Source organism: Vibrio sp. AIC-3, from assembly GCF_013114515.1.
Lineage (GTDB): Bacteria > Pseudomonadota > Gammaproteobacteria > Enterobacterales > Vibrionaceae > Vibrio > Vibrio crassostreae_C.
Genome location: NZ_VTXG01000002.1, coordinates 135,777 through 160,354, shown reverse-complemented (window position 1 = coordinate 160,354; position 24,578 = coordinate 135,777). Strand labels below are relative to the sequence as shown.

Genomic DNA, 24,578 nt, shown 5'->3' with positions numbered 1-24,578 from the left:
AGGTATTCATGCGTTTAGATAAATTTCTGTGCGATGCATTAGGCGTCACTCGAAGAGAAGCAACACACTTATTAAAATCCAAGGCAGTGACAGTAAATGATGTCATTCAAAAAAGCGGTTCACTCAAGGTAACTGAAGAGTGCGTTGTCGAATGGCAAGGCAATGAACTGAATGTTCACGGCCCACGTTACATCATGCTTTATAAGCCAGAAGGCTTTGTTTGTTCGCATGAAGATGGCGCAAATCGTATCGCGTTTGAATTACTTGATGAAATCAAAATGGACAAGCTGCACTTTGCTGGTCGTCTAGATATTGATACAACAGGTCTTGTATTGATTACCGACGATGGTAAGTGGTCTCACCGTATCACTTCGCCAAAGCACAAGTGCGAGAAGACGTACCGTGTGTGGTTGGTTGAACCTGTTGAAGACGATTACGTTGAAAAATTCAAAGAGGGCATCCAGCTTAAGAGCGAAGATGGCCTAACACTTCCTGCACACCTAGAAGTTCGTGCAGAGCGTGAAGTGCTACTAACGATTCACGAAGGCAAATACCACCAAGTTAAACGTATGTTTGCTGCTCTTGGTAACAAGGTAGAAGCACTACACCGTGAACGTATTGGCGAAATTGAGATGGACGAATCTTTAGAGTTAGGTGAATACCGTTACCTAACGCAAGAAGAAGTCGATTCAATCTGGAAGTAGTCCTTAGCTAGAAGTTGCTCTTAACAAGAAATTGTTCTTAACAAGAGACCACTTTTGCTGGAAATAGCCCTTTCGTTGTAAAGCCGACCATGGATAGCGTCGGCTGATGATGTTGACTGGTACTAGGAAAGTCTCAGCCAATCTTTGACTCGCGTACTCACGCTAGTCCCTAGCTCTATCAGTTGAACATTCGGAGAACCATGCAAACATCGACCTCACAGAGCCAAAGCTCCCAACTAGAAACACCTCAATTAGGCTTAGTGCTGTTTTTGATTCTAGGTGCGATTGGTGCACTTACTCCGCTAGCCATTGATATGTATCTGCCAGCGATGCCGACCATTGCTAAAGATCTTGGTGTGACGGCGGGTGAGGTACAAATCACGCTAACAGCCTATACCGCAGGTTTCGCGCTGGGGCAGTTGCTGCATGGCCCGTTGGCGGATAGCTATGGTCGCAAGCCTGTACTGCTTATTGGTGTGTTCTTGTTTGCTATCGCTTCTATGGTGAGTGCGACAACTCATGGCATTGAAGCGCTGACTTACATCCGTACCGCTCAAGGTTTTGCTGGTGCTGCGGCGGCCGTTATCATCCAAGCGGTGGTAAGAGATATGTTCGATCGTGAAGATTTCGCAAGAACCATGTCTTTCGTTACTTTGGTGATGACAGTTGCGCCATTGGTTGCTCCGATGATTGGCGGTTACTTAGCGTTGTGGTTCGGTTGGCGTTCAATTTTCTGGGTTCTGGCTATTTTTGCGGTGATCGTGATTCTGGCGGTATCGATGAAGATCCCAGAAACGCTTCCTGCAGAAAACCGACAACCATTGCGCTTTAAAACAACGATTCGTAACTATGCTCGACTGTGTAAGAACCCAACGGCGATGGGCCTGATTTTCTCTGGTGCATTCTCATTTTCAGGGATGTTTGCGTTCTTAACGGCAGGTTCATTCGTTTACATCGATATCTATGGCGTTCGCCCTGATCTGTTTGGCTACCTGTTCGGCTTGAATATTGTTGCTATGATCTTGATGACGAGCATCAACGGTCGAATCGTTAAGAAAGTGGGCTCTCACGCTATGCTCAGAGTCGGTTTAACCATTCAACTGTTTGCGGGCTTAGGTCTGTTAGTCGGTTGGATGTTAGATATCGGTTTGTGGGGTATTGTGCCATTCGTGATGCTGTTTATCGGCACACTGTCTACCATTGGTAGTAACTCAATGGCGCTACTTTTAAGCGGATACCCGAATATGGCAGGCACAGCATCTTCGCTTGCGGGCACATTAAGATTTGGTACTGGTTCTGTGGTGGGAGCAATTGTTGCAATGCTACCAAGTGACACTGCAGGGCCAATGGCTATGATGATGGCAGCATGTGCAATACTGTCAGCATTACTATATTGGACATTAGGAAAGAAGGCATAATGTCAAAATACTATATTGAAATTCAGAAGTTAGTGAACGATGCGCTGGGCGAGCTGTATGCTCTGCATAAGTCTGGTAAAGCGATCGACGCACCTATCGCGAACAACCTTTATCTTGTTCGTTGGGTAACAAAAGCGATTAAATCTCAAGCTTATGATCGCGTGATTGTGCCTGACTTAGTTCGCTGGCAGAAACAGGGTCGCTCAAAAGGCAACAACTCTGATTTAACTTTTACCTTTAAACGTATTTCTGCGTTTTACGGACGTTTTTTCCCTGAAGGCGAAGAGCCTAAAACGCTAAAAGACAGTGATGTTGAAGCGTTCATGGACAAAATGTACGAGATGGGTTGGAGCGTATCGAGTGAAGACGAGCTAACGACTGGCGGCAAGATTCAATTCTTCACCGATGGCGAGCACTCTTTTGCTTTATGCGGTAAACAGTGTGACGACTCTTTCGACGGGGAGTTGATGGTTAAGCCAATGAACTGGTTTGTTCGTGGCAACCATGCTGAGTTCATCCAAGCGGCGATGGAAGCGGGCTTCATGCTTCACAAAGTAACGGACTATAAGTCTGCGGTGAAGTATCACGGTGAATACATCGTTTACCCTGCTAACCAAGGCAACCAACTGGCTGAGATCCCAATTAGCGTTATCGGCTAATAGCGGATTCGAGATGAGAGATACGAAGAGCGGAATTATCCGCTCTTTTTTGTCTCTCATAGCGCGTGTCGCTAATTTGCTTTTAATCTTTTCGCATCTCGTCACTCGAATCCCGCATCTGCTTTTAATCCTGTTCTTTAGCCTGCTTCTCAATTCCCTTCACCATGCCTTTAAAAATAAACAGGTGGGCTGGCATCATAGCAAACCAATACAGTAACCCTAGAAACCCCTTTGGATGCCACCAAGCCGAGATATTCAGCTCGCGAGAGTCACCGTGGTCAGAGACAGTAATCTCGAGTCGCCCTAAACCGGGGCCTTTCATACCGAAAAGCAGAGATAAAAACTGATTCTCTTCACAGCGAATGACCTTCCATGAATCGATTTTGTCACCGACTTTTAGGTTGGGCCCTTCTGGCATTTGTCGAACCGGTACACCGCCACCGAAAAGAACATCCAACCATTCGCGTGTGCGCCATAAAGTGTTAGCAAAGAAGTAACCTTGCTTCGGGCTTCCGATTTGCTGAGCAACATGCCAAAGCGATTCCAATGAAGCGCTTGAGGTGATACTTGCGCCTGTTTTCTTCGGGTAATAGCCATACCCAGCTTGCCAGCGTTTGAATGCGGTTTTATCAAAGCCCCATACATTGCTTTTGACAAAGTTTCCTTCAGCGTGAATGGCTTGTTCAACCATATTTTCGAACGAGATAAGCTTCTGAGGGTACTTTTCTCTAATGATGGTCGAACTGGCGATGAAGTCGTGCTTTAAGCCTGCAAGTAGTGCTCTACCTATGTTAGACGGTACAGAAGTCACCACACCTAACCAATATGAAGCAATCTTTGGTGTCAGTAGCGATGTCGCCCATAGTTTGAGTGGACGATCGGCGGTTTTGGCAATATGAGCAAATTGGTTTCGGTAAGAGACAATATCCGGCCCGCCAACCTCAAAGGTTTGGCTTTCGCTAGGCGTGTCTTGTGCGAGTTTTAGTAAATAGTGGTTCAGGTTCTGCAAAGCAATCGGGTTGGCTTTAGAGTCAACCCATTTTGGCGCAATCATAATCGGCAAGTTGTACACGAAATCTCGCATGATCTCGAATGCCGCAGATCCTGGGCCAATGATCACGCCAGCTTGAAGTTCGGTAACGGGTACAGGCCCTTTACGAAGCAATTCGCCGGTTTTCTTTCTCGCTTGAAGGTGCTCTGAATCACCAGTCTGAGGCTGTAAAGAACTCAGGTAGATGACGTGTTGATTCTTTGGCCCAAGAGCAGAAACAAAGTTACGGGCTAAGTTCAGCTCATAATCGATAAAGTCGTGGCCTTCCGCCATGCCATGGACGAGAAAGAAGATAAGATCAAAGTCGGGGACTAAGGCTTGTGTCGCAGCTTGATCGGCCAGATCAAGATACTCAAGCGATAAGCTTTCGTGAGGCTCGGTCCGTGCCTTTAAATAGTCGATATGCCTTGCTGCTGCCGTGACTTGATAGCCTTGCTCAAGCAGGAGAGGGAGGAGTTGCGAACCAACATATCCAGAAGCGCCTAAAACCAGTACTTTCTTCATTGTTACTCCATTTATATCTGTGGTTAAAAACCGAACATTGATATAATAGCGCGATATTTATCTTTATTCATCAATACGTTCCGTTTAGGTATCTCTCTATGTTGCTCTCTTCAATTATTCATCACACACGAGGTGATTTTGTTCGCAGGCTTATTGCGATTGCACTGCCCATCACCTTGCAGAGCATTATGTTTTCAAGCCGAGGCTTGGTGGATGTATTGATGTTGGGCCAACTTGGCGAAGCAGACATCGCAGCTGTGGGGGTGGCGAGCCGAGCGATGTTCGTGACGACCATTATGCTGGTGGGTGTTACCACGGGCGGTGCTCTTCTTACTGCTCAATATTGGGGCGCGGGTAACAGACAAGGTGTGAGAGAAAGCACTGCGCTGACGTGGCTGGTGTCGACACTGTTTGCTTTACTGACTATCGCGTTTTTCGTTTCATTTCCTGCACAAATCATGGGCGTGACGACCGACTCTCAAGAGGTCATCAACTTAGGCGTTGAATACATCGTAATTACGTCATTTAGCATGCTAGCGGTATCGTGTGTCAGCAGTATGGCTGTGGGTTTGAGAGCGATGCACAAACCCGGGCTAAGTACATTTTTCAGCGGTATCGGCATCCTGTCTAACGTGTTCTTAAACTGGGTGCTGATCTTCGGTAACTTAGGCTTTCCTACGCTTGGAATCAAAGGTGCGGCGATTGCGACGGTACTGAGTGGCGCGATTGAAGTCGCGACTTTGTTTGGTTATCTCTATTTCTCTAAGCATTTATTAGCATTTAAGTTTTGCGATATTAAAGCGGCAGCTTCGATTGATAAGGTGGTTCGCTTCTTGAAGCTGTCTCTGCCGACCACGTTTAACTTCTTAGCATGGGCGGGTGGTTTGTTTGCTTACCACGCGATCATGGGGCAATCGGGCGTTCAAGGTCTGGCTGCGCTATCGGTCATGACGCCGGTTGAATCTATCTCATTGAGTTTATTGATTGGCCTTTCGAATGCGGCAGCTGTTTTGGTGGGTAATCAACTTGGTGCGAAAAACAATGAAGCGGTTTACTATCAAGCGCTTGGCTTAACAATTTTGTGTTTCTTAACTAGTATTGTTGTAGCCGTTTTTCTCTATTTCGTTCAAACGCCAATACTTAATGCCTTTAGCGCACTGACGGAAGAAACCAGAGCCCTCTCAGAGAAGTTCATTCTGATCCTCTGTGTGGGTATTGTCATTCGCTCGGTGCCATTGACTGTGATCGTTGGGGTGTTGAGAGCGGGTGGTGATGTGAAGTTCTGCCTCTATCAAGATTTGATTGCTCAGTGGGTGATCGGTATCCCATTGGCAGCCATCGCGGCTATCTATTTTAAGTTTCCACCTGAGTGGGTATATCTGCTTTTCCTAACGGAAGAAGTCCTCAAGTGGGGCGGGTCGCTCTATCGCATGAAAACAAGAAAATGGATTAAAAACTTGATAGGAAGTTGAAGTAGGGCGCACCAATCGCATCACTTTATCGTTGGCGTGTGATCTATCTTTCAAAATACTTCCTCCTAACAGGGAATTAGTGTAGATTCTCCTTCCAAATTCTAACTAATGCGAGCTGTTTAATGTTAAAGCTGTCAGACCTATGTAAAGGCTATGTCGATGGGGGGGAGTTTCACCCTGTTTTGCAAGGTGCTGAATTAACATTAAACCAAGGTGACCAGCTGGCATTAATGGGAGAAAGCGGTTCAGGTAAAAGTACTTTACTGAATCTTATCGCGGGCTTAGACCTAGCGGACTCAGGTGAAATCGCTTTTCCTCACTTCAATATGCACGACTCAACCGAGCGTGACCGCACCGCTTATCGCAGAAACAACATTGGCCATATTTTTCAGCAATTCAACTTACTGCCAACGTTAAATATTGCCGATAACATCCGTTTTTGCCGCCAGTTAAAAGGCTTACCTGAAGACAAAGGTCTCTGGAGACAGATTCTCTCTGCTTTAGATCTTATGCCTTTACTTGGCCGTTACCCTGAAGAAGCGTCTGGTGGCCAACAACAACGTGCGGCCATTGCGCGTGCGCTTTATATGGAACCAAAAATATTGCTGGCCGATGAGCCGACCGGTAGTTTAGATGAGCGTAATGCAGAAGCGGTAATGCGTTTGCTGACCTCTTTGGCTCGTCAATTAGAATGTACGTTGCTGTTGGTAACACACAGTGAAAAAGTAGCTCTGCATATGGATGGTAGGATCCGTCTACAAGGAGGACAACTGCATGTTATGGCCCGTAGTTAAGGCACTACTCGGTCACTATCGACGTTACCCACTGCAGATTATTTTGGTATGGCTTGGTTTAACCCTCGGCGTATCACTTTTGGTTGGTGTTACTGCTATCAACCAACACGCCAAGCAAAGCTATGCACATGGCGAAAAGCTCTTTTCGAATCCTCTTCCTTACCGCATTCGACCAAAACACAACGCCAATAAAATCCCGCAAGGCTTTTATATCCAGCTTCGCCGTGAAGGTTTTCAACAGTGTTCTCCTCTTGATCACCATCGTATCACTGATGAAAATGGCGCAAACTTCATGGTTGTCGGTATAGATCCTGTTTCTATGCTTCAGCTACAACCTGGTATAGCGTTAAAAGATCTCACCGCTTTGAACCTCATGAAGCCACCATATCCAATCCTTGTCAGTGATGATCTTGCTGAACACATGGAATGGCACAACGGCGATTACATCCCTTTGATGGATGGTTCTGAACTTGGTCCTGTGGTTGTTGATCAAAATAATATGATTAATGGTACAAGGTTGATTGCGGATATCTCCTTGCTCCGAATGCTTAAACGCAGTGCTGGGCTTTCAGTGATTGCTTGTTCAGACATGCCCACTGAGAAGTTTGAACGTCTTAAAAATATGTTACCTAATGGTTTGACGATCTCTCGTAGCTCTAAGGCAGAGCTTGAGTCGCTGACCAGTGCGTTCCACTTAAACCTAAAAGCGATGGGTATGCTGTCGTTTGTGGTTGGTTTATTTATTTTCTATCAAGCGATGTCGTTGTCATTTATTCAGCGCCAACCGTTAGTCGGAATCTTAAGACAAACAGGTGTATCGGGCTGGCAATTGGCTAAAGCGCTTTGCTTAGAATTGTTGATATTGGTCGTACTGAGCTGGATCTGCGGTAATGTATTCGGTGTCATGTTAGCCAACCAATTGTTACCAGCGGTATCTTCAAGCTTAGGCGACTTATACGACGCCAACGTTGGCTTAACGATCGACTGGAATTGGCGATGGAGCGGCTACAGCTTATTGATGGCGTTACTTGGTGCGTTTTTAGCGTGCGCTTGGCCATTGGTGCGTTTGCTTAGATCACAACCGATTCGTTTGACCTCTCGCTTATCTTTGATGCGCTTTGCGGGTACAGAGTTTACTTGGCAAGCATTGATTGGCTGTGGCTTCTTGGTTGCCGCTGTCGCTGTGTATCAAGCCCCTCAGACTCAAGAGACGGGTTTTGCGATTATCGCGCTAATGCTGATCAGTGTGGCGCTATTTACCCCGTTTTTGATGTGGAAGTTATTTAACAGCCTCTCTTATTCGTTGCGCTGGGTTCGTGCTCGCTGGTTCTTTGCTGATGCAGCTTCCAGTATGAGCTACCGTGGCGTGGCGACGATGGCGTTTATGTTAGCCTTAACAGCCAATATTGGTGTAGAAACCATGGTCGGTAGCTTTAGAGATACCACTGATAAATGGCTAACACAGCGTTTGGCTGCCGATCTGTATATCTACCCAACCAACAATGCCGCTGCTCGTATGAGTAATTGGTTATCCGACCAACCTGAAGTGGATTCGGTTTGGTGGCGTTGGGAGAAAGATGTGGCGTCTCCAGTTGGTAGCATTCAGGTGATCAGTACGGGTCCTTCTGAAGGTGAGCTAGAAGCGCTGACGATCAAATTAGGTATTCCGAATTACTGGTATCACTTACATCACTCTAAAGGTGTGTTGATCAGTGAATCGATGTCTCTCAAGCTGGGGATTCGCCCTGGCGACTACATTGACCTCTATGACAGTCTCGGCTCTGGTTGGCAGGTTGTCGGTGTTTATTACGATTATGGTAACCCTTACCATCAAGTCATGATGTCGCATCGAAACTGGCTGTATGGGTTTGCAGGGCGGGGTAATGTCGGACTTGGCGTAATACTCAAAGACGATGTGAATTCATTAGGGCTTCGCAGTCGATTGGAAAGCGTATTCAGGCTTGGCTCCGAGCGCGTTTTCGATAACAACAACATCCACAGTCAAGCGATGCGGGTGTTCGATAGGACGTTCGCGATTGCAGATACATTAGGTAACATCACCTTGGTTATCGCCGTCTTCGGTATTTTCTTTGCGACGGTTGCGGGAGAAGTGTCTCGCCAAAGGCATATTTCCTTGCAGCGCTGTTTGGGTGTCTCGGCGAAAGAACTGATCCTGACAGGTAGTTTGCAGTTGTTTGTGTTTGGTCTTATTTCCTCCTTAATTGCGATTCCGCTCGGATTAGCGCTAGCGAGCCTAATTGTTGATATCGTGATAAAGCAGTCTTTTGGGTGGTCACTTGAGTTACAAGTGATTCCTTGGGACTATTTGCAGACATTTGCATGGGCCATGGCAGCATTGATGCTAGCTGGTGCTTTACCAGTGATGAGAATGATTCGGAACACTCCGATGAAGTCACTGAGGGATGCGCTTTAGTATGTTTTTACGGAATACCTCAAATAAGTTAAGACAACGAATCCTGTCTTCTCTGCTATTAATCAGTTTCTTCGGCATCTTTTTAAGTGTTTGGGGTTATTACTCCTATTTCATCGATCCTGGTGAAAAGGGCGTGAATGAAGTTAACTCAATATTGGTTAATGAACACTTCAATGTATTCGAACCTGTTTTGCCAGACCGTAATGTTTCGCTACCACAAGATTTTAAGTTCCACCCAGAGTTTCAGCACGAGTGGTGGCATTACTTTGCATCTTTGAAAGGTGATGATGGTAAAGACTATTCGGTCCAGTGGAGCTTTTTCCGTATCGCAACGGACGAACGTGAAACACCAGGGTGGCAAAGCCCTCAAGTCTATATCTCAAATGTAGTGGTCTCTTCTAAGTCCAAAGTATGGAAAGAACAGCGCATGGCTCGTGGCGGCATTGGCCAAGCGGGAATGACTAATCGTCCATTCAGGCTTTGGATTGATAACTGGAACTGGCGTGCACTCGGCAACACCCCATTCCCAGGACGCCTTCAAGTGCAAACAGACACGTTTGGACTTGAACTCGACACCATTGCAAAAGGGCCCTATGTGCTCAACGGCGATAACGGTTATCAGAAAAAGCACGACTTATTACCTGTCGCGTCTTATAACTTCAGCGCTCCATTTTTATCGTTGAGTGGTGTGTTGAACCTAGACGGCGTTACCAAGGAAGTGGAAGGAACTGCGTGGGTACATAAAGAGTGGGGCAGTGGCTTACTTGGAGTGGGCCAACAAGGTTGGGATTGGTTTGTATTTAACCTCGATGACGGCACAGCGCTGAGCATTAACCGTTATCGTCATAACCAACAGTTGCCTTACATATTCGGGACATTAGCAACGCGCTCAGGCAAAGTTTACCAATTAACGGAATCCGACATTTCCATTCAACCATTGCAAAATACAACGTTGATGAATGGAAGACGGATGCCTTTGCAGTGGATCATTAACGTCCCTAAGCATGATATCAACCTCACAACGCGTATTATACGCAGGGATATGTGGCTTCCATTTGTCATACCATATTGGGAAGGGCCGATTAAGGCGAGCGGGAGTCATGAAGCGACAGGCTTTATGCAGTTAACTGGCTACTAAAAAACACCTAAGGCTATAATTTGATAGCCTTTTTTTATGCCTGCGCCTTTTAGCGTCCCCCAATGAATTGTGCATACAGGTTCGATGATCTCATCTATACTTAATTCATGGTGCATAACAACATTATGGAATATACGACGTATTGTTTAGTATTTGTAGGAAAAACCGAAGTTAAACATCCGAAGAAGTGATTATCTATCAATTAAACTTGGATATAAACTCGTGGTTATTCTTTGTTATTCGTTTATTTAAATAATAAATATAAGGGCGAAATCATGACCGACGTCATCCGTGACTTCTTTAAAATGGAATCTGCTGGCGGCATCATACTAGTCATCGCTGCGGCGATCGCAATGTTTGTAGCAAACTCACCACTGAACGAAATGTACCAAGGTGTACTTCACAGTTACGTTCTTGGTATGTCTGTGTCTCACTGGATTAACGATGGCTTAATGGCTGTCTTCTTCCTTCTAATCGGCTTAGAAGTTAAGCGCGAACTTTTAGAAGGCGCATTAAAGTCTAAAGAGACAGCAATCTTCCCAGCTATCGCAGCTGTGGGTGGTATGCTAGCTCCTGCACTTATTTACGTGCTATTTAACTCAAGTAACCCTGAAGCGCTTCAAGGTTGGGCTATCCCAGCAGCGACTGATATCGCATTCGCATTGGGTATTATGGCGCTTCTTGGTAACCGTGTACCGGTTAGCTTGAAGGTGTTCCTATTGGCTTTAGCAATTATCGATGACCTTGGCGTTGTTGTTATCATTGCACTGTTCTACTCAGGCGACCTATCAACGCTTGCGTTAACGGTTGGTTTCATCGCAACTGGTGTGCTGTTCATGCTAAACAACAAGCATGTAACTAAGCTGAGTGTGTATCTCATTGTTGGTGCAATTCTGTGGTTTGCAGTATTGAAGTCTGGTGTTCATGCAACGCTGGCTGGTGTAGTGATTGGTTTTGCTATCCCACTGAAAGGCAATAAAGGTGAACATTCTCCGCTGAAGCATCTAGAACATGCTCTGCACCCATACGTCGCTTTTGCAATCTTGCCAGTCTTTGCTTTTGCAAACGCAGGTATTTCATTGGAAGGTATCTCAATCTCAAGCCTAACAGGTATGCTACCGCTTGGTATCGCTATGGGTCTATTGATTGGTAAGCCTCTTGGTATCTTTGCATTCAGCTGGGGTGCGGTGAAATTGGGTGTTGCTAAGCTCCCTGAAGGTGTGAACTTTATGAACATCTTCGCAGTATCTGTCCTGTGTGGTATTGGTTTTACAATGTCTATCTTTATTTCATCACTAGCATTTGGCCCAACGAATGTAGAGTTTGACACACTAGCTCGACTAGGCATCCTGATGGGATCTACAACAGCTGCAATTCTAGGTTACTTCCTGCTAAGCGTTTCTTTACCGAAAACAGCAAAGCAACAAGAAGTAAAACTATAATCAGCGGTAGGCTCGTTTAACGGCGAGCCTATTCACTGATTAACAAGCTAACTTCTGAGTAGCAAGACGAGTCACAGAATCATCCTCCCCGATTCATGTGACAGCAAAGAACAAAAAAGCCGTGATAGGGTTTCCTATCTCGGCTTTATTGATCTTATAACTAAGCTGCTGTTGTTCGACACTCGCTCTATGTCACATATAGATCCACATTGACAATGTCACGCTATTTTTCAAGCGTGGTAAATATGGTCCACTCCTCGACGATTTGTTCACTTAACCCTACCACCGTCGCTGTTACCTTACGGTTCAATGCGTGTGAAGTAGGGTCGTCGCCATCGCTTTCTAGGCGCTCTTCACCATAGCCGATAATTCGCACTCGCTCTGGTTCGATACCATTCGACAGTAACTCGTCTTGAACATTGTTTGCTCGTTTTTTTGATAGGTCTAAGTTGTACTCGTTAGAACCCACTTTACTCGCATAGCCTTGTATTTCAATCGAGGCACTTTTGTAGGTTTCAAGAAACTCTGCCATCGTGCTGATCTGGTCTGAGAAGATCGGGTTCACTTCAAATGAGTCATGAGCAAAGAGTATTTTTAGTTGTCTGACTTCTTCCGCAAGAATCGTTTCTCCACAACCATCATTGTCGACTTGTGATGTCTCAGGCGTACCTGGACAGATATCACGAGCGTTCACCACACCATCTCTATCATCGTCTTGCAGGTCTGCAATCTGTTCTGCTTCAGGTGTCTCGATATAAGCCTCTTCCTGCTGGTTTGAACAGGCAAATAAAGTCATCGTTAACACGGGAAGTAATAAGTAAGGTATTTTCATCATTAATACTCCACTGCCGTTGTCCACTCGTCTGGAATGTCGACCAGTAGAGCGTTCAATAGAGAGCCTGTCGCGTTCATTACACGGTATTTAGCGTACTGTTCAGAGTAATGCGCATCTAAGTAATCTTTGCGGGCTTCAAACAATTCGTTTTCAGTGTTAAGCAGATCCAGTAGCGTACGTTTACCGATTCGATATTGTTTCTCATAAGCGATAACGGTTTCTGACGCCGAATCCACGTGATCAGACAAGAAGTTCTTTTGTTGCAACGTCAGATCCAATGCACTCCAAGAGAGGCGAAGGCCTTCTTCAACTTGTCGATAAGCACGATCTCTTAGATCTTTTGCTTTATTGAGTTGGTAAGCTGCAGCTTCTGAATTAGCACTATCGGTACCACCGTTGTAGAGGTTATATCGCATGCGTAGCATCGCTAGGGTCTCTTGACTTGAGCCTTCATCGCCACCTGCATCATCACGCCACGACTGAGAAGCCTCGATGGAGAAGGTAGGGTAGTTCACGCCCTTTGATTGTTTGTATTGGAAGTGGGCTGAATCGACATCTGCGTTTGCAACTTTGATCACTGGGTGTTGGTCTAATGCATCAACAATGGCGTCAGTTAACGACAAAGGAATTTTAGAAATATCGGCTCTTGGGTAAATTAAGCCTAGGGGTTCTTGACCCACCACTCGTCTAAACTGGGTGTGGGTATCGATCAAATTATTCTGTGCGGCCAACAAATTACCATGAGCCTTCGCAATCCTAGCTTCTACCTGCGATACATCAGCTGTCGAACCTATGCCTGAATTCGCTCGTTTCTTTATGTCTTTATAGATTTTCTTGTGTATTGAAAGATTACTTTCTGACAGTGCCAGCACTTCAGTGGCTTTCACTGCATCTAGATAGATTTGTGTTACCTCCAGCGCTTTGTCTTCGGCATCCGCGATCAATTGCAAACGTACCGACTCTGCTTCTGCGGCGGTACGATCAATGTCGTTCAGCGTCGCGGAACCATCCCACAGCAATTGAGTGAGGGAAATCGTCGCTTCCTTTCGTGTTAGATCCGTATCGGGGCCGTTATTTGGTGCAGGGTTTATGCCTTCGTAACCAATACCAGCATCAAGGTCGATGCTGGGCTTGTACGCTCCTCCAGAGGCATCATTACGTTTTTTCACGCTCACATATTCGTTGAAGATGCTTTTTATCTCTGGATTCGTCGCCAAAGTAATAGCAACAGACTGTTCCAGAGTTTGAGCGGTGAGTGGTGTTGAAGCAACTAAGCAACACATAATGGATAATTTAAACAATTTCAAAGTAGCTCTCCTTCTACTTTCAATGTCTCATCCGTTTCCCAACCTACGTTTACCGCTGAATTGAGAGAAGGGTATTAAACGAAGCTTAGGACATTTGCAAAAAAATGCGAAGTTTGTTGATTTTTTTTTGAATGTAAGTCGCTATTGCCATTGACTAATTTTAAAAGCACCAGATTTACCAACTTTTAGTGAGTTGATTATCAATAGTGCCACTACTAGATTTATTGTAGGAAATAGCCACAGCGCAGAGTGGGATTGAATCCGCGTTTGGCGTGTTCTGGGCAGAAGTGGGAATATGGATATGGGAAATATCAACCTAAATATACTAGGTCTTGCTAGCGGGAGTGTAGTGCTCGACGCTCAAGGCCAGGTTAGACGTTTGTCTCCGGGCGAACAACCAGCCGCTAGCGACGTAATTATCAGTTTTGATACTAGTGAAGAGAGTTTACCAAGTGTTTCTGCACGTTTTGTAGATAACCAGGGCCAACAAAATCTGCTAGATACTGATGACGCGATCGCTCAAGTTCAGCGTGCTATTGAAGAGGGATTTGATCCAACGGAACTAGGAGATGAGTTTGATACTGCCGCTGGTGAGGAAGGTTCTAGTTTGACCAACAGCGGTAGGATTGAACGTACTGGGGCTGAAACTCAAGCTGCCACAAATTTTGAAACTGACGGGTTTGAGTCTCAAGGTCTGTCGGAAACTCAAAGTCTTGCTCTTTTTGATATTATCGCCTTTGCGCTTATTTCAGGTGAAACTAATGTTATTGAGTTTGAGCAGGATGAACCTATTGAAACTGGGGGCGCTTTAACGAGTGAAGACCCAGACGTTACCTTTATTGTTAAAGAGGTCGCTGGGGATAATGATCTCGGTACTTTTGTTGTAAACGAAGATGGTACTTGGACCTTCGTGGCCAACAGTCCTTATGATGAGCTTGCGGATGGTGAGCAAATTCAAGACTCGACGACAGTACAAACCTCCGATGGAGGCGAACAAGTCATTACAGTAACGATAATTGGTACTGATGATGTAGCTGTGGCTACTGATGACTCGGGCAGTGTGACTGAGGACATTGATGTAGATGAAATCACCAATCAATTAGTGACATCCGGTCAGATTGTGATTACAGATGTAGACAGCGACACTCCTACTTTTTCAGCTGACGGTGAGTTTAACCTCGTAGGTTCAACAAACGAATCACAGCTAGGTGTATTGAGCATCGACCCTGATGGTGCTTGGACTTACGTAGTTAACAACGATGACGTTCAGTACTTGGATGACGATGAGTTCGTTACTGAAGTTTATACTGTGACAGCAAGTGACGGTACTACGAGTGAGGTGATCATCACTATTAACGGTGCCGATGACCCATCTGATATAACCGTAGGTGAAGGTGATTCAGACACTGGTGAAGTGACTGAGGATGTTAATGTTGACCAAGAGAGCAACAACTTAATTACTTCTGGGACACTAACGATCACCGATGTTGACGATAACGACGTCGCTGCTTTTCAACCAAACGGTGTGTTTAATCCAGAAGGCTCAACCAATGATACCGCGTTGGGTATGTTGACCATTACCGACGATGGTGAATGGACGTACGTTGTAGATAACGATGAAGTGCAATATCTTGATGACGATGAGTTCGTTACCGAGGTTTATACAGTTACTGCGATTGACGGAACCACAAGTGAAGTGACCATCACCATCAACGGTGCCGATGATCCGTCAGAGATTACTGTTGGTGAAGGTGATTCTGACATGGGTGAAGTGACGGAAGATGTCGATGTCGATCCTGAAAGCAATGACTTGATGGCGACAGGAACATTGACGATCACTGATGTTGATGCCAATGATGTCGCTGCTTTTGAACCCAACGGAACGTTTAATCCGGAAGGTTCGACCAATGATACCGCGTTGGGTATGTTGACCATAACCGATGATGGAGCATGGACTTACGTCGTGGACAACGATGATGTGCAATACCTTGACGACGATGAGGTCGTCACTGAGGTTTACACGGTTACTGCTATTGACGGAACCACAAGTGAAGTAACCATAACCATCAACGGTGCCGATGATCCATCCGAGATTACCGTTGGTGAAGGTGACTCTGATATGGGTGAGGTGACGGAAGATGTCGATGTCGATCCAGAAAGCAACGACTTGATGGCGACGGGAACACTGACGATTACTGATGTTGATGCTAACGATGTCGCTGCTTTTGAACCCAACGGAACGTTTAATCCAGAAGGCTCAACCAATGAGACCGCGTTAGGTATGTTGACCATAACCGATGATGGCGAATGGACGTACGTTGTAGATAACGATGATGTGCAATATCTTGATGACGATGAGTTCGTTACTGAGGTTTACACGGTTACTGCGATTGACGGAACCACAAGCGAAGTGACCATCACCATCAATGGTGCCGATGATCCATCTGAGATTACCGTTGGTGAAGGTGATTCTGACCTGGGTGAGGTGACGGAAGATGTTAATGTCGATCCTGATACTAACGAACTTTCAGCGTCAGGTACTTTAACGATTACTGATGTCGACACGAGTGACATGCCCGCCTTTAAACCTAATGGTGTGTTTACCCCTATTGGGTCTACTTATGCACTTGCTTTGGGTATGTTAACGATTACTCCAGAGGGCGCATGGAGTTATGTCGTTGATAACGATGCGGTTCAATACTTGAATGATGATGACACGGTTATTGAAAGATATGTGGTAACCGCGATCGATGGTGTAGAGCATGTTATCGAGATAACAATCAATGGTGTCAATGACGCACCTGAAGCGACCAGCTTTACGGTCGTTAATGATGAGGACGCGATTATACCTATTCTCTTCGATTCTGAAGATGGCGGCATGCCTGATTACATCTCAGATATAGAAGATGACCATGACGACATTCCACTTAATATTCGAATCGAAAGTTTGCCAACCAACGGCAGCCTCTTGTATACCGCCGAAAATGGCGTCACGAGAGAAATTGTACAGTCTGATGTTGATAACGGTGAGTTGTTTGTTCCGAACAATATCAGCTTCGTTGCCGGGCCTGGAGAAATGTTTGAAATGGGCTTTAGTGGCGATCCTGAGGATATGCCAGAGCTTGTTGATGGTTTCTATAATTGGGGTGTGGAAGTTTCACCAACAGAGAGACTTATTACGCTAGATAACGGTAATACGATTACATTAACGATCGAAGATAACAATAATAAACCGTTGAAACAGTATCAAGGTGAGCAACCTCATGTCGGCTTTGGTATCGGTGATACAGACGGTAGAGGCATGAACAAACAGGAGACCTTGGTCCTCGACTTTACTAATAATCCATTAGAGGTTGTTGATTTTGGTTTAGATGGGTTGGGTGGTTCATTTAACACTGATAGCAATGTTTATGTTGAAGTGCTCTATACCTTTGCTGATGGCACGACTCAGACGGAGCAATATCAAAAAGATCCAGGAGATACGGGGAATAGCCAAATTCTGTATGATTTTAGTTATTCTTCACCAGACAATCCGATTGTTGGGATGGAGCTGTCATCGACAGGGGGCAGTTGGGAGTTACGCTATGTCCAAGGTAACGAGGCAGTAACCGAAGACCCGCAGTTTGATTATGTCGCGGTCGACTCTAATGGTGCAGAAAGCACGGTAGAGACGGTCACCATAGATATCGAAGAACCGCAGCAATATAACGTTATTAGTGCTGCGAGTAATGAACCTTTGTATGCCGAGTCAGGCAACGATCTGCTGATTGGAGATAGCGGAAACAACATTTTCACTTGGCTAGACTCTGCGCTCGACAACGGTACTGATATTATTAAAGATTTCGAGCTTTATACAGGTGGTTCTGGGGATCTGATTGACCTCAATGATTTGGTCGAAGACCCTCAAGATGAGACTCAAATGGCAGAGCTACTTGATGCGATAGAGGTCTCTGTCGACGGAGAAGATATTGCGTTGTCCATTCCAATCAATGGAGGGGATGATGTTCAAACTATCGTTGTTGAGGGGATTGCGACTGAACTGGCTGGTTCGGTTGACCTAGGTAATGACTTAGCTGTGCTAGGAGAACTGATAAAAAATGATGCTGCTTAATTAGATAAAGTGAAAGGCTCTAACGCTTAACGTAAGAAAAGCCCTCGATTTCGGGGGCTTTTTTGTATCGAATACCAGCCAAAGAAAAGGTATCGGAATAACACACAAAAAAAAGCCCAAACCAACGTGGTTTGGGCGGATACAAGTATAGGAGTTAATAAGGAAAATGCAGTAATTAAGAAAGCAGTGAGAAGAACAAGTTTGACGGCCTGTTAAACTTCTAAATACGCTGTTTTCTACCTAATTTAGGACTCTCCATTTCCATTTCAGTTCCAAGAAAATTCATTATTTTTTTATTTTTTTATAAACACACAGCGATTCAATCGTTTAGTGCTGAGTTTTATTAACTGGTACGACCAATTTGTGAAAATGTGATGTTGCTTGCTTGTTAAATAAATGTACTAAGCGTATATTTCAAACAGTTGTTTAATACGAGTGATTGAAATGGCACCAAGAAGTACAACCAAAGACAAAATCTTAGATGTGGCTGAAGGCTTATTTGCTGAGCACGGTTTTAATGACACCTCTTTACGTACGATTACGAGTAAAGCGAATGTCAACTTAGCTTCAGTGAACTATCACTTTGGCGATAAGAAGACTCTGGTTCGTGCGGTACTCAATCGTTACTTAGAAGCATTTATGCCAGCACTGCAAGATGCATTAGTGAACTTAAACTTGAACGAAACGTATTCTATGAGTGACGTGTTTGAGTCGTTGAGACAGCCACTAAGAGCACTTAATGATGTTAGGCCAAATGGTACAAGCCGATTCATGTTACTTATCGGCAGAGGCTATACGGATGTGCAAGGACACTTGCGTTGGTTCATTACTACTCGCTACAGCGAAGTACTTTCTTTGTTTACGACATCTGTAATGAAGGCGAATCCGAACCTCACTCAAGAACAGTTATTTTGGCGATTACACTTCACCCTAGGGACTTGTGTATTCACCATGGCATCAAGTCAGGCTCTGGTAGAAATTGCAGAGAATGACTATGACAGAAAGATAGATGCTAAGGCAGTGGTCGATATTCTTATTCCATATTTAGCCGCAGGCATGTCAGCAGAAGAATAAAACAATAAAAAGCGAAACATTCACAACCAATATAGTGAACAAAAGGATCTGAACTATGAGCTCTCTAAGACAAAAATGGGTAAGTGACCCAGCTTTTAAACTCTTTAAAAAAGTACTACCACCACTATCTAGCACCGAGAAAGAAGCGATGGAAGCGGGTAGCGTGTGGTGGGACGGAGAGCTGTTTTCTGGTAAACCAGATTTCACTAAGCTGCATCAATACCCAAAACCTCAGCTGACAGCAGAAGAGCAATCATTCATGGATAATGAGCTTGAAACCTTGCTCGCTATGCTTGATGACCACCAAATTGTAAAAGAAGATCGAGACCTTCCTGAAGAGGTGTGGAACTTCTTACGCAAAGAGCGTTTCTTTTCGCTAATTATTGCGAAAGAGTATGGCGGTCGTGAATTCTCAGCACACGCTAACTCAACTATCGTAACTAAGATTGCGACTCGCAGTATCAGTACTGCGGTTTCAGTAATGGTTCCAAACTCTCTTGGTCCTGGTGAGCTGCTGTCTCACTACGGCACTCAAGACCAAAAAGACTACTGGCTACCTCGTCTTGCTGACGGTACAGATATCCCATGTTTCGCACTAACAGGCCCAGAAGCGGGTTCTGATGCGGGTGGTATCCCTGATGTCGGTACTGTGTGCATGGGCATGCACGAAGGTAAAGAGACGCTAGGTATCGAGCTTAACTGGAACAAACGCTACATTACACTAGCACCAGTGGCGACGGTACTTGGTCTGGCTTTCAAACTGCACGATCCAGAAAAGCTACTGGGTGACAAAGAAGACATTGGCATCACTTGTGCGCTAATCCCGGCTGACCACGAAGGTGTTGTGATTGGTGAGCGTCATGACCCACTTGGTCTTGCGTTTATGAATGGTCCAACACGCGGTCACGATGTATTTATTCCTATGGAATGGTTAATCGGTGGTGCCGATTACGCAGGTAAAGGCTGGCGTATGCTGGTGGAATGTCTGTCTGCAGGTCGTGGTATCTCATTACCCGCACTTGGCACGGCGATGGGCCACTTAACGGCGAAAACGACCGGCGCATACGCTTATGTTCGTAAGCAGTTCGGTATGTCGATTGGTAAGTTTGAAGGAGTTGCAGAGAGTTTAGGTCGTATTGGTGGCTTAACGTATCTACTAGAAGCGACTCGTACACTAACAACTACTTCACTCGATATGAAAGAGAAGCCGGGTATCGTTACGGCTATCGCGAAATATCACATGACAGAAATGGCGCGTACTATCCTGAATGATTCAATGGATATCCACTCTGGTCGTGCAATTCAAGATGGTCCAATGAACTACTTAGCTGCGCCTTACCTAGGTATTCCAGTTGCTATCACAGTAGAAGGTGCGAACATCTTAACTCGCAACCTGATGATCTTCGGTCAAGGTGCGACACGTTGTCACCCATACGTGCTAAGCGAAATGGAAGCGGCAGCAAACCCAGACGAGAAGCAAGGTGCGAAGGATTTCGATAACTTGTTGTTCAAGCATATCTCTCACGCAACTAAGAACACGTTTGGTGCGTTCGGTGCGGCATTGACAGGCTCTAAGTTCATTAAAGCGGATATGAGCGGTCCAACGAAGCCTTACTACCAAGACTTAACTCGCTTGAGCCGTGCGCTTGCAGTGAGTGCGGATTTCGCAATGCTTACACTAGGTGGCGAACTGAAACGTAAAGAGCTTATCTCTGCACGTCTAGGTGATGGTCTAAGTTACCTATACATGGCGTCTGCAGCGCTTAAGAAGTATGAAGATGAAGGTCGTCAACAAGCTGACCTAGACTACGTACACTACGCGGTTCAACACTGTTTCCATAACGCGGCTAAATCGCTACAAGAAGCGTACAGAAACTTCCCGAACAAGATGGTAGGTAAAGTACTTAAAGGTCTAGTTTTCCCTGTCGGTAACCACTTTGAAAAACCAAGTGATAATCTAACGGTACAACTGGCAGAAAGCTTGATGACTCCGGGTGCACACCGTGAACGTCTAACTCACCTTTGCTACATAGGCAAAGAAGAAGAGGATAGTGTTGGCCTAATGGAGAATGCGTTCAATGCGATGTACAGCATCAAGCCTCTCGAACGTAAGATCTTCAAAGCAGTGAAAGAGGGCAAAGTGGCTCGTAAAGGTCTATTGCAAGATAAACTTGCTCAAGCACTGGCGGCAGATGTTCTTACTCAAGACGAAGTTGACCAAATCATTGCAGCAGACAAACTTCGCTACGCAGCGATTCAAGTTGACCACTTCAGTCATGATTACAGTGAAACTTTGACGCGAAAAGAGTTAAAACCTAAGCTAAATAGCGTTGCTTAGATAAAGAAATGACAAAAGGCACCTTATTAGGTGCCTTTTTTTGTTTTTGTCGTAGAAGTTGCAATAGAGGCGTTAACAAATGGTGACTTAGTCAGCAAATATTCACTGAGTGCTCCAACCACTTGCATTTTCGCCACATTTTTACAGAAATTAGATGCCATTTGCGTACGAAACTTTTATCCTTAACCTGATTTTTTAAGGAAGTTGAATATGATCATCAAACCTCGAATTCGCGGATTCATCTGTACTACAACACATCCAGTCGGTTGTGAAGCTAATGTAAAAGAACAAATTGCTTACACAAAAGCTCAAGGCCCAATCGCAAACGCACCTAAACGTGTACTAGTTGTTGGCTCTTCAAGTGGCTACGGCTTGTCTTCACGTATTGCGGCTGCATTTGGTGGCGGCGCTTCAACTATCGGTGTTTTCTTTGAGAAAGCCGGTACTGAGAAAAAGCCTGGCACAGCTGGTTTCTACAACTCAGCAGCGTTCGACAAGTTTGCTAAAGAAGAAGGCCTATATTCAAAAAGCCTGAACGGCGATGCTTTCTCTAACGAGGCGAAACAGAAAACAATTGACCTGATCAAAGAAGATCTAGGCCAAATCGATATGGTTGTATACTCACTGGCGTCTCCAGTGCGTAAAATGCCAGAGACTGGCGAAGTAATTCGTTCATCTCTAAAGCCTATCGGTGAAACGTACACGTCAACTGCGGTTGATACGAACAAAGACACAATCATCGAAGCAAGCGTAGAGCCTGCAACTGAAGAAGAGATCAAAGACACTGTTACTGTAATGGGCGGTGAAGATTGGGAACTTTGGATCAATGCTCTTTCTGAAGCTGGTGTTCTAGCGGACGGTTGTAAGACGGTTGCTTACAGCTACATCGGTACTGAACTAACGTGGCCAATCTACTGGGATGGCGCACTAGGTAAAGCTAAGATGGATCTAGACCGTGCAGCGACAGCGCTGAACGAGAAGCTAGGCCAAACTGGCGGTACTGCAAACGTTGCTGTTCTTAAGTCTGTAGTGACTCAAGCAAGTTCTGCAATCCCTGTAATGCCTCTTTACATCGCTATGGTGTTCAAGAAGATGCGTGAAGAAGGTATTCACGAAGGTTGTATGGAACAGATCTTCCGTATGTTCAGCCAACGTCTATACAAAGAAGACGGCAGCGCGCCAGAAGTGGATGAAGTGAACCGTCTACGTCTAGATGACCTTGAGCTTCGCGAAGACATTCAAGATCACTGTCGTAACCTATGGCCTCAAATCACAACTGAGAACCTAAAAGAACTGACTGACTACGTAGAGTACAAAGAAGAGTTCTTGAAGCTATTTGGTTTCGGTGTTGAAGGTGTTGATTACGAAGCTGACGTTAACCCAGCTGTTGAATTTGATGTAGCTGACATCTAATTCAAGTTATCGAATCTAAACGAAATAGGCGCTCATTGAGCGCCTATTTTTTTGTCTGCTATTTGGTTCAAGAGATTAAGAGCAGGAGTGGGGAAGAAGGCTTGAACCGCTTAAAACAGGTTATAAAAAATGCACTAACCCAAAGTGAATTAGTGCATTTAAAATATCTAATCTAAAGCGCTATAACGCTGAATAAACTAGCTAATGATGATGATAAAAGTACCAGCTAAGGTCATCAATATATTGGCTATCGCATAAGTACCCGCATAACCCAGAGCCGGAATCGTTGAGCGAGCGTGGTCATTTACGATGTCCATCGCTGGAGCGCAAGTTCGCGCGCCAATGATTGCACCGAACAACAAAGCTCGGTTCATCTTCAATACGTAAGCGCCAACCAAGTAAGCGAAGAATACTGGCAGCACACTCACTACTAGGGCAATACCTATTACCTGTGGGCCAACTTGGGTTAAGTGCTCAAATATCTTACCACCGGCGCTCAAGCCGATACCGACCATAAAGAACATCAAACCGAGGTCTTTGACCATGTTCAGAGCACCTTGAGGCACATAACCGAAAGTAGGGTGGTTCGCTCGTAGGAAACCAAGCATGATGCCCGATAGAAGCAGGCCAACCGCGTTACCTAGCCCAAACGATACCTGACCGAATGTCATGGTGATCAAACCAAACAAAATACCCAAAATGAAGAAGCTACAGAAGGCCATCAAATCCGCCATTTGGCTGTGGATTGAGATGAAACCAATTTTCTCAGCTAGGCCGTGCACTCGACTCTTTTCACCACTCACCTGTAGGACGTCACCTTTAGAAAGCACGATGTTTAAGTCCATCGGCATTTCAATCTGAGCACGTACTACGCGGTTAAGGAAACAGCCGTATTCAGACAGGTTTAAGTCTGATAGGCGCTTACCTGCGATACTGTCACTCTTAACGACGATCTCTTCTTCCACGATACGCAGATCGAGAAGGTTACGGTCGAAAACTTCTTTACCGTTACGGAAGCTTGGGTCTAGACGAGCGTGGCTATCTGGGAAACCAACCAATGCGATCTCATCGCCTTCTTGCAGAATTGCATCACCATCTGGATGGGCAAGAATACCATTACGTCGAATACGCTCGATGTAACAGCCTGTTTGGCGATAGATACCCAGTTCACGCAGATTCTTACCGTCAGTCCAAGAGATGAGCTCTGGTCCCACTCGATAAGCACGAATAATGGGCAAGTAAACCTTACGCTGACCTGAAGCGCCTAACCCACGTTCTTGGGCGATTTGCTCTGCCGAGTCGTGTAGGTTCACTTTTTGAAGTTTTGGAATCAAGCGAGCAAACATAATCATACTGATTAAGCCAACCAAGTAAGCCATCGCGTAACCGACTGAAAGGTTTTCGATAATCAGGCTCAAGTCCATGTTTCTTGGTAATTCTGCAAGCCCAGAATTCAGAGCATCTTGAGCACCTACCAATATCGGCGTTGCTGTTAAGGCACCTGCCATCATGCCTGCAGATAAACCAAAGCCTAGGCCAAGGTAATGACTACTGAAATAGGTTAGGGCAATTGCGGTAGAAAGTACCACAAGGCTCAGAATGAGGTAGTGCTTACCGTCTCTGAAGAAGATACCGAAGAAGTTTGGTCCAGCTTCAATGCCAACACAGTAGATGAACAGCATGAAACCAATGGTGAGCGCATCTGCGTTAAAAGAAAAGCCAAGATGTCCCATGATAAGGGAAGTAATCAAAACACCGATTGAATTACCAAGTTGGAGGCTACCGAAACGAATTTTACCAATGGCTAATCCAATCGATAAAACAACAAAGATGAGGAGAATGGGGTTTTGTTCTAACAGAAAAACAACGTCGATATTCACGGTG

16 protein-coding genes are annotated in these 24,578 nt (G+C 45.2%); 12 read left to right on the top strand and 4 right to left on the bottom strand.

The window, feature by feature from the left end; translation table 11 throughout:
* Positions 1-8 precede the first annotated feature (8 nt).
* The 3 genes from rsuA (at position 9) to F0229_RS02285 (ending at position 2,781) form a co-directional block, all read left to right on the top strand.
* Positions 9-704 carry a 16S rRNA pseudouridine(516) synthase RsuA gene (gene rsuA / locus F0229_RS02295; RefSeq protein WP_017060380.1) on the top strand — a complete coding sequence of 232 codons (696 nt, stop codon included), beginning with the start codon at positions 9-11 and terminating at the stop codon, positions 702-704.
* Between the two features lie 200 nt (positions 705-904).
* Entirely contained in the window at positions 905-2,122 is a 1,218-nt protein-coding gene (locus F0229_RS02290; protein WP_017060381.1) for a Bcr/CflA family multidrug efflux MFS transporter, read from the top strand.
* Positions 2,122-2,781, top strand: coding sequence for a DUF2913 family protein (locus F0229_RS02285; RefSeq protein WP_017060382.1), 660 nt, complete (start codon positions 2,122-2,124; stop codon positions 2,779-2,781). Before F0229_RS02290 ends, F0229_RS02285 begins: the two co-directional genes overlap by 1 nt.
* A 124-nt stretch (positions 2,782-2,905) precedes the next feature.
* Here the strand turns inward: F0229_RS02285 and F0229_RS02280 are convergent, their stop codons facing one another.
* Positions 2,906-4,336, bottom strand: coding sequence for a DUF2867 domain-containing protein (locus F0229_RS02280; protein ID WP_171732147.1), 1,431 nt, complete (start codon positions 4,334-4,336; stop codon positions 2,906-2,908).
* Between the two features lie 98 nt (positions 4,337-4,434).
* On the opposite strand from F0229_RS02280, the gene F0229_RS02275 reads away from it, so the two are divergent.
* From F0229_RS02275 to nhaA, 5 genes are all read left to right on the top strand, one after another.
* Positions 4,435-5,808, top strand: a complete 1,374-nt coding sequence (locus F0229_RS02275; RefSeq protein ID WP_171732146.1) for an MATE family efflux transporter — start codon at positions 4,435-4,437, stop codon at positions 5,806-5,808.
* Between the two features lie 122 nt (positions 5,809-5,930).
* The gene (locus F0229_RS02270; RefSeq protein ID WP_017060385.1) at positions 5,931-6,602 is read left to right on the top strand and encodes an ABC transporter ATP-binding protein; all 672 of its coding nucleotides are present in this window, start codon (positions 5,931-5,933) and stop codon (positions 6,600-6,602) included.
* Complete coding sequence (locus tag F0229_RS02265; RefSeq protein WP_017065398.1) at positions 6,583-9,036, top strand: ABC transporter permease; 2,454 nt, start codon at positions 6,583-6,585, stop codon at positions 9,034-9,036. Before F0229_RS02270 ends, F0229_RS02265 begins: the two co-directional genes overlap by 20 nt.
* Complete coding sequence (locus F0229_RS02260) at positions 9,026-10,174, top strand: lipocalin-like domain-containing protein (RefSeq protein WP_017070605.1); 1,149 nt, start codon at positions 9,026-9,028, stop codon at positions 10,172-10,174. The genes F0229_RS02265 and F0229_RS02260 overlap by 11 nt, the downstream gene beginning before the upstream one ends.
* Positions 10,175-10,449: 275 nt before the next feature.
* Entirely contained in the window at positions 10,450-11,616 is a 1,167-nt protein-coding gene (gene nhaA, locus F0229_RS02255) for a Na+/H+ antiporter NhaA (protein ID WP_010441484.1), read from the top strand.
* Positions 11,617-11,839: 223 nt separating this feature from the next.
* Here the strand turns inward: nhaA and F0229_RS02250 are convergent, their stop codons facing one another.
* Both F0229_RS02250 and F0229_RS02245 read right to left on the bottom strand, forming a co-directional pair.
* On the bottom strand, positions 11,840-12,451 hold the full coding sequence (locus tag F0229_RS02250) for an OmpA family protein (RefSeq protein WP_017070607.1): 612 nt from the start codon (positions 12,449-12,451) through the stop codon (positions 11,840-11,842).
* Positions 12,451-13,758: a TolC family outer membrane protein gene (locus F0229_RS02245; RefSeq protein WP_171732145.1), complete on the bottom strand. Its 1,308-nt coding sequence runs from the start codon at positions 13,756-13,758 to the stop codon at positions 12,451-12,453. Before F0229_RS02245 ends, F0229_RS02250 begins: the two co-directional genes overlap by 1 nt.
* A 301-nt stretch (positions 13,759-14,059) precedes the next feature.
* Here F0229_RS02245 and F0229_RS02240 point away from each other — a divergent pair, with 301 nt between their 5' ends.
* The 4 genes from F0229_RS02240 (at position 14,060) to fabV (ending at position 22,694) form a co-directional block, all read left to right on the top strand.
* Positions 14,060-17,869 carry a VCBS domain-containing protein gene (locus F0229_RS02240; RefSeq protein ID WP_171732144.1) on the top strand — a complete coding sequence of 1,270 codons (3,810 nt, stop codon included), beginning with the start codon at positions 14,060-14,062 and terminating at the stop codon, positions 17,867-17,869.
* Between the two features lie 444 nt (positions 17,870-18,313).
* A complete protein-coding gene (locus tag F0229_RS02235; RefSeq protein ID WP_017065403.1) occupies positions 18,314-18,943 on the top strand; it encodes a TetR/AcrR family transcriptional regulator in 630 nt (209 codons plus the stop codon).
* A 55-nt stretch (positions 18,944-18,998) separates the two neighbouring features.
* Entirely contained in the window at positions 18,999-21,281 is a 2,283-nt protein-coding gene (locus tag F0229_RS02230) for an acyl-CoA dehydrogenase (protein WP_171732143.1), read from the top strand.
* Between the two features lie 210 nt (positions 21,282-21,491).
* On the top strand, positions 21,492-22,694 hold the full coding sequence (fabV, locus tag F0229_RS02225; protein WP_017065406.1) for an enoyl-ACP reductase FabV: 1,203 nt from the start codon (positions 21,492-21,494) through the stop codon (positions 22,692-22,694).
* Positions 22,695-22,891: 197 nt separating this feature from the next.
* Here fabV and F0229_RS02220 read toward each other — a convergent pair whose 3' ends face one another.
* Complete coding sequence (locus F0229_RS02220; protein ID WP_017060395.1) at positions 22,892-24,574, bottom strand: aspartate:alanine antiporter; 1,683 nt, start codon at positions 24,572-24,574, stop codon at positions 22,892-22,894.
* Positions 24,575-24,578: the final 4 nt, after the last annotated feature.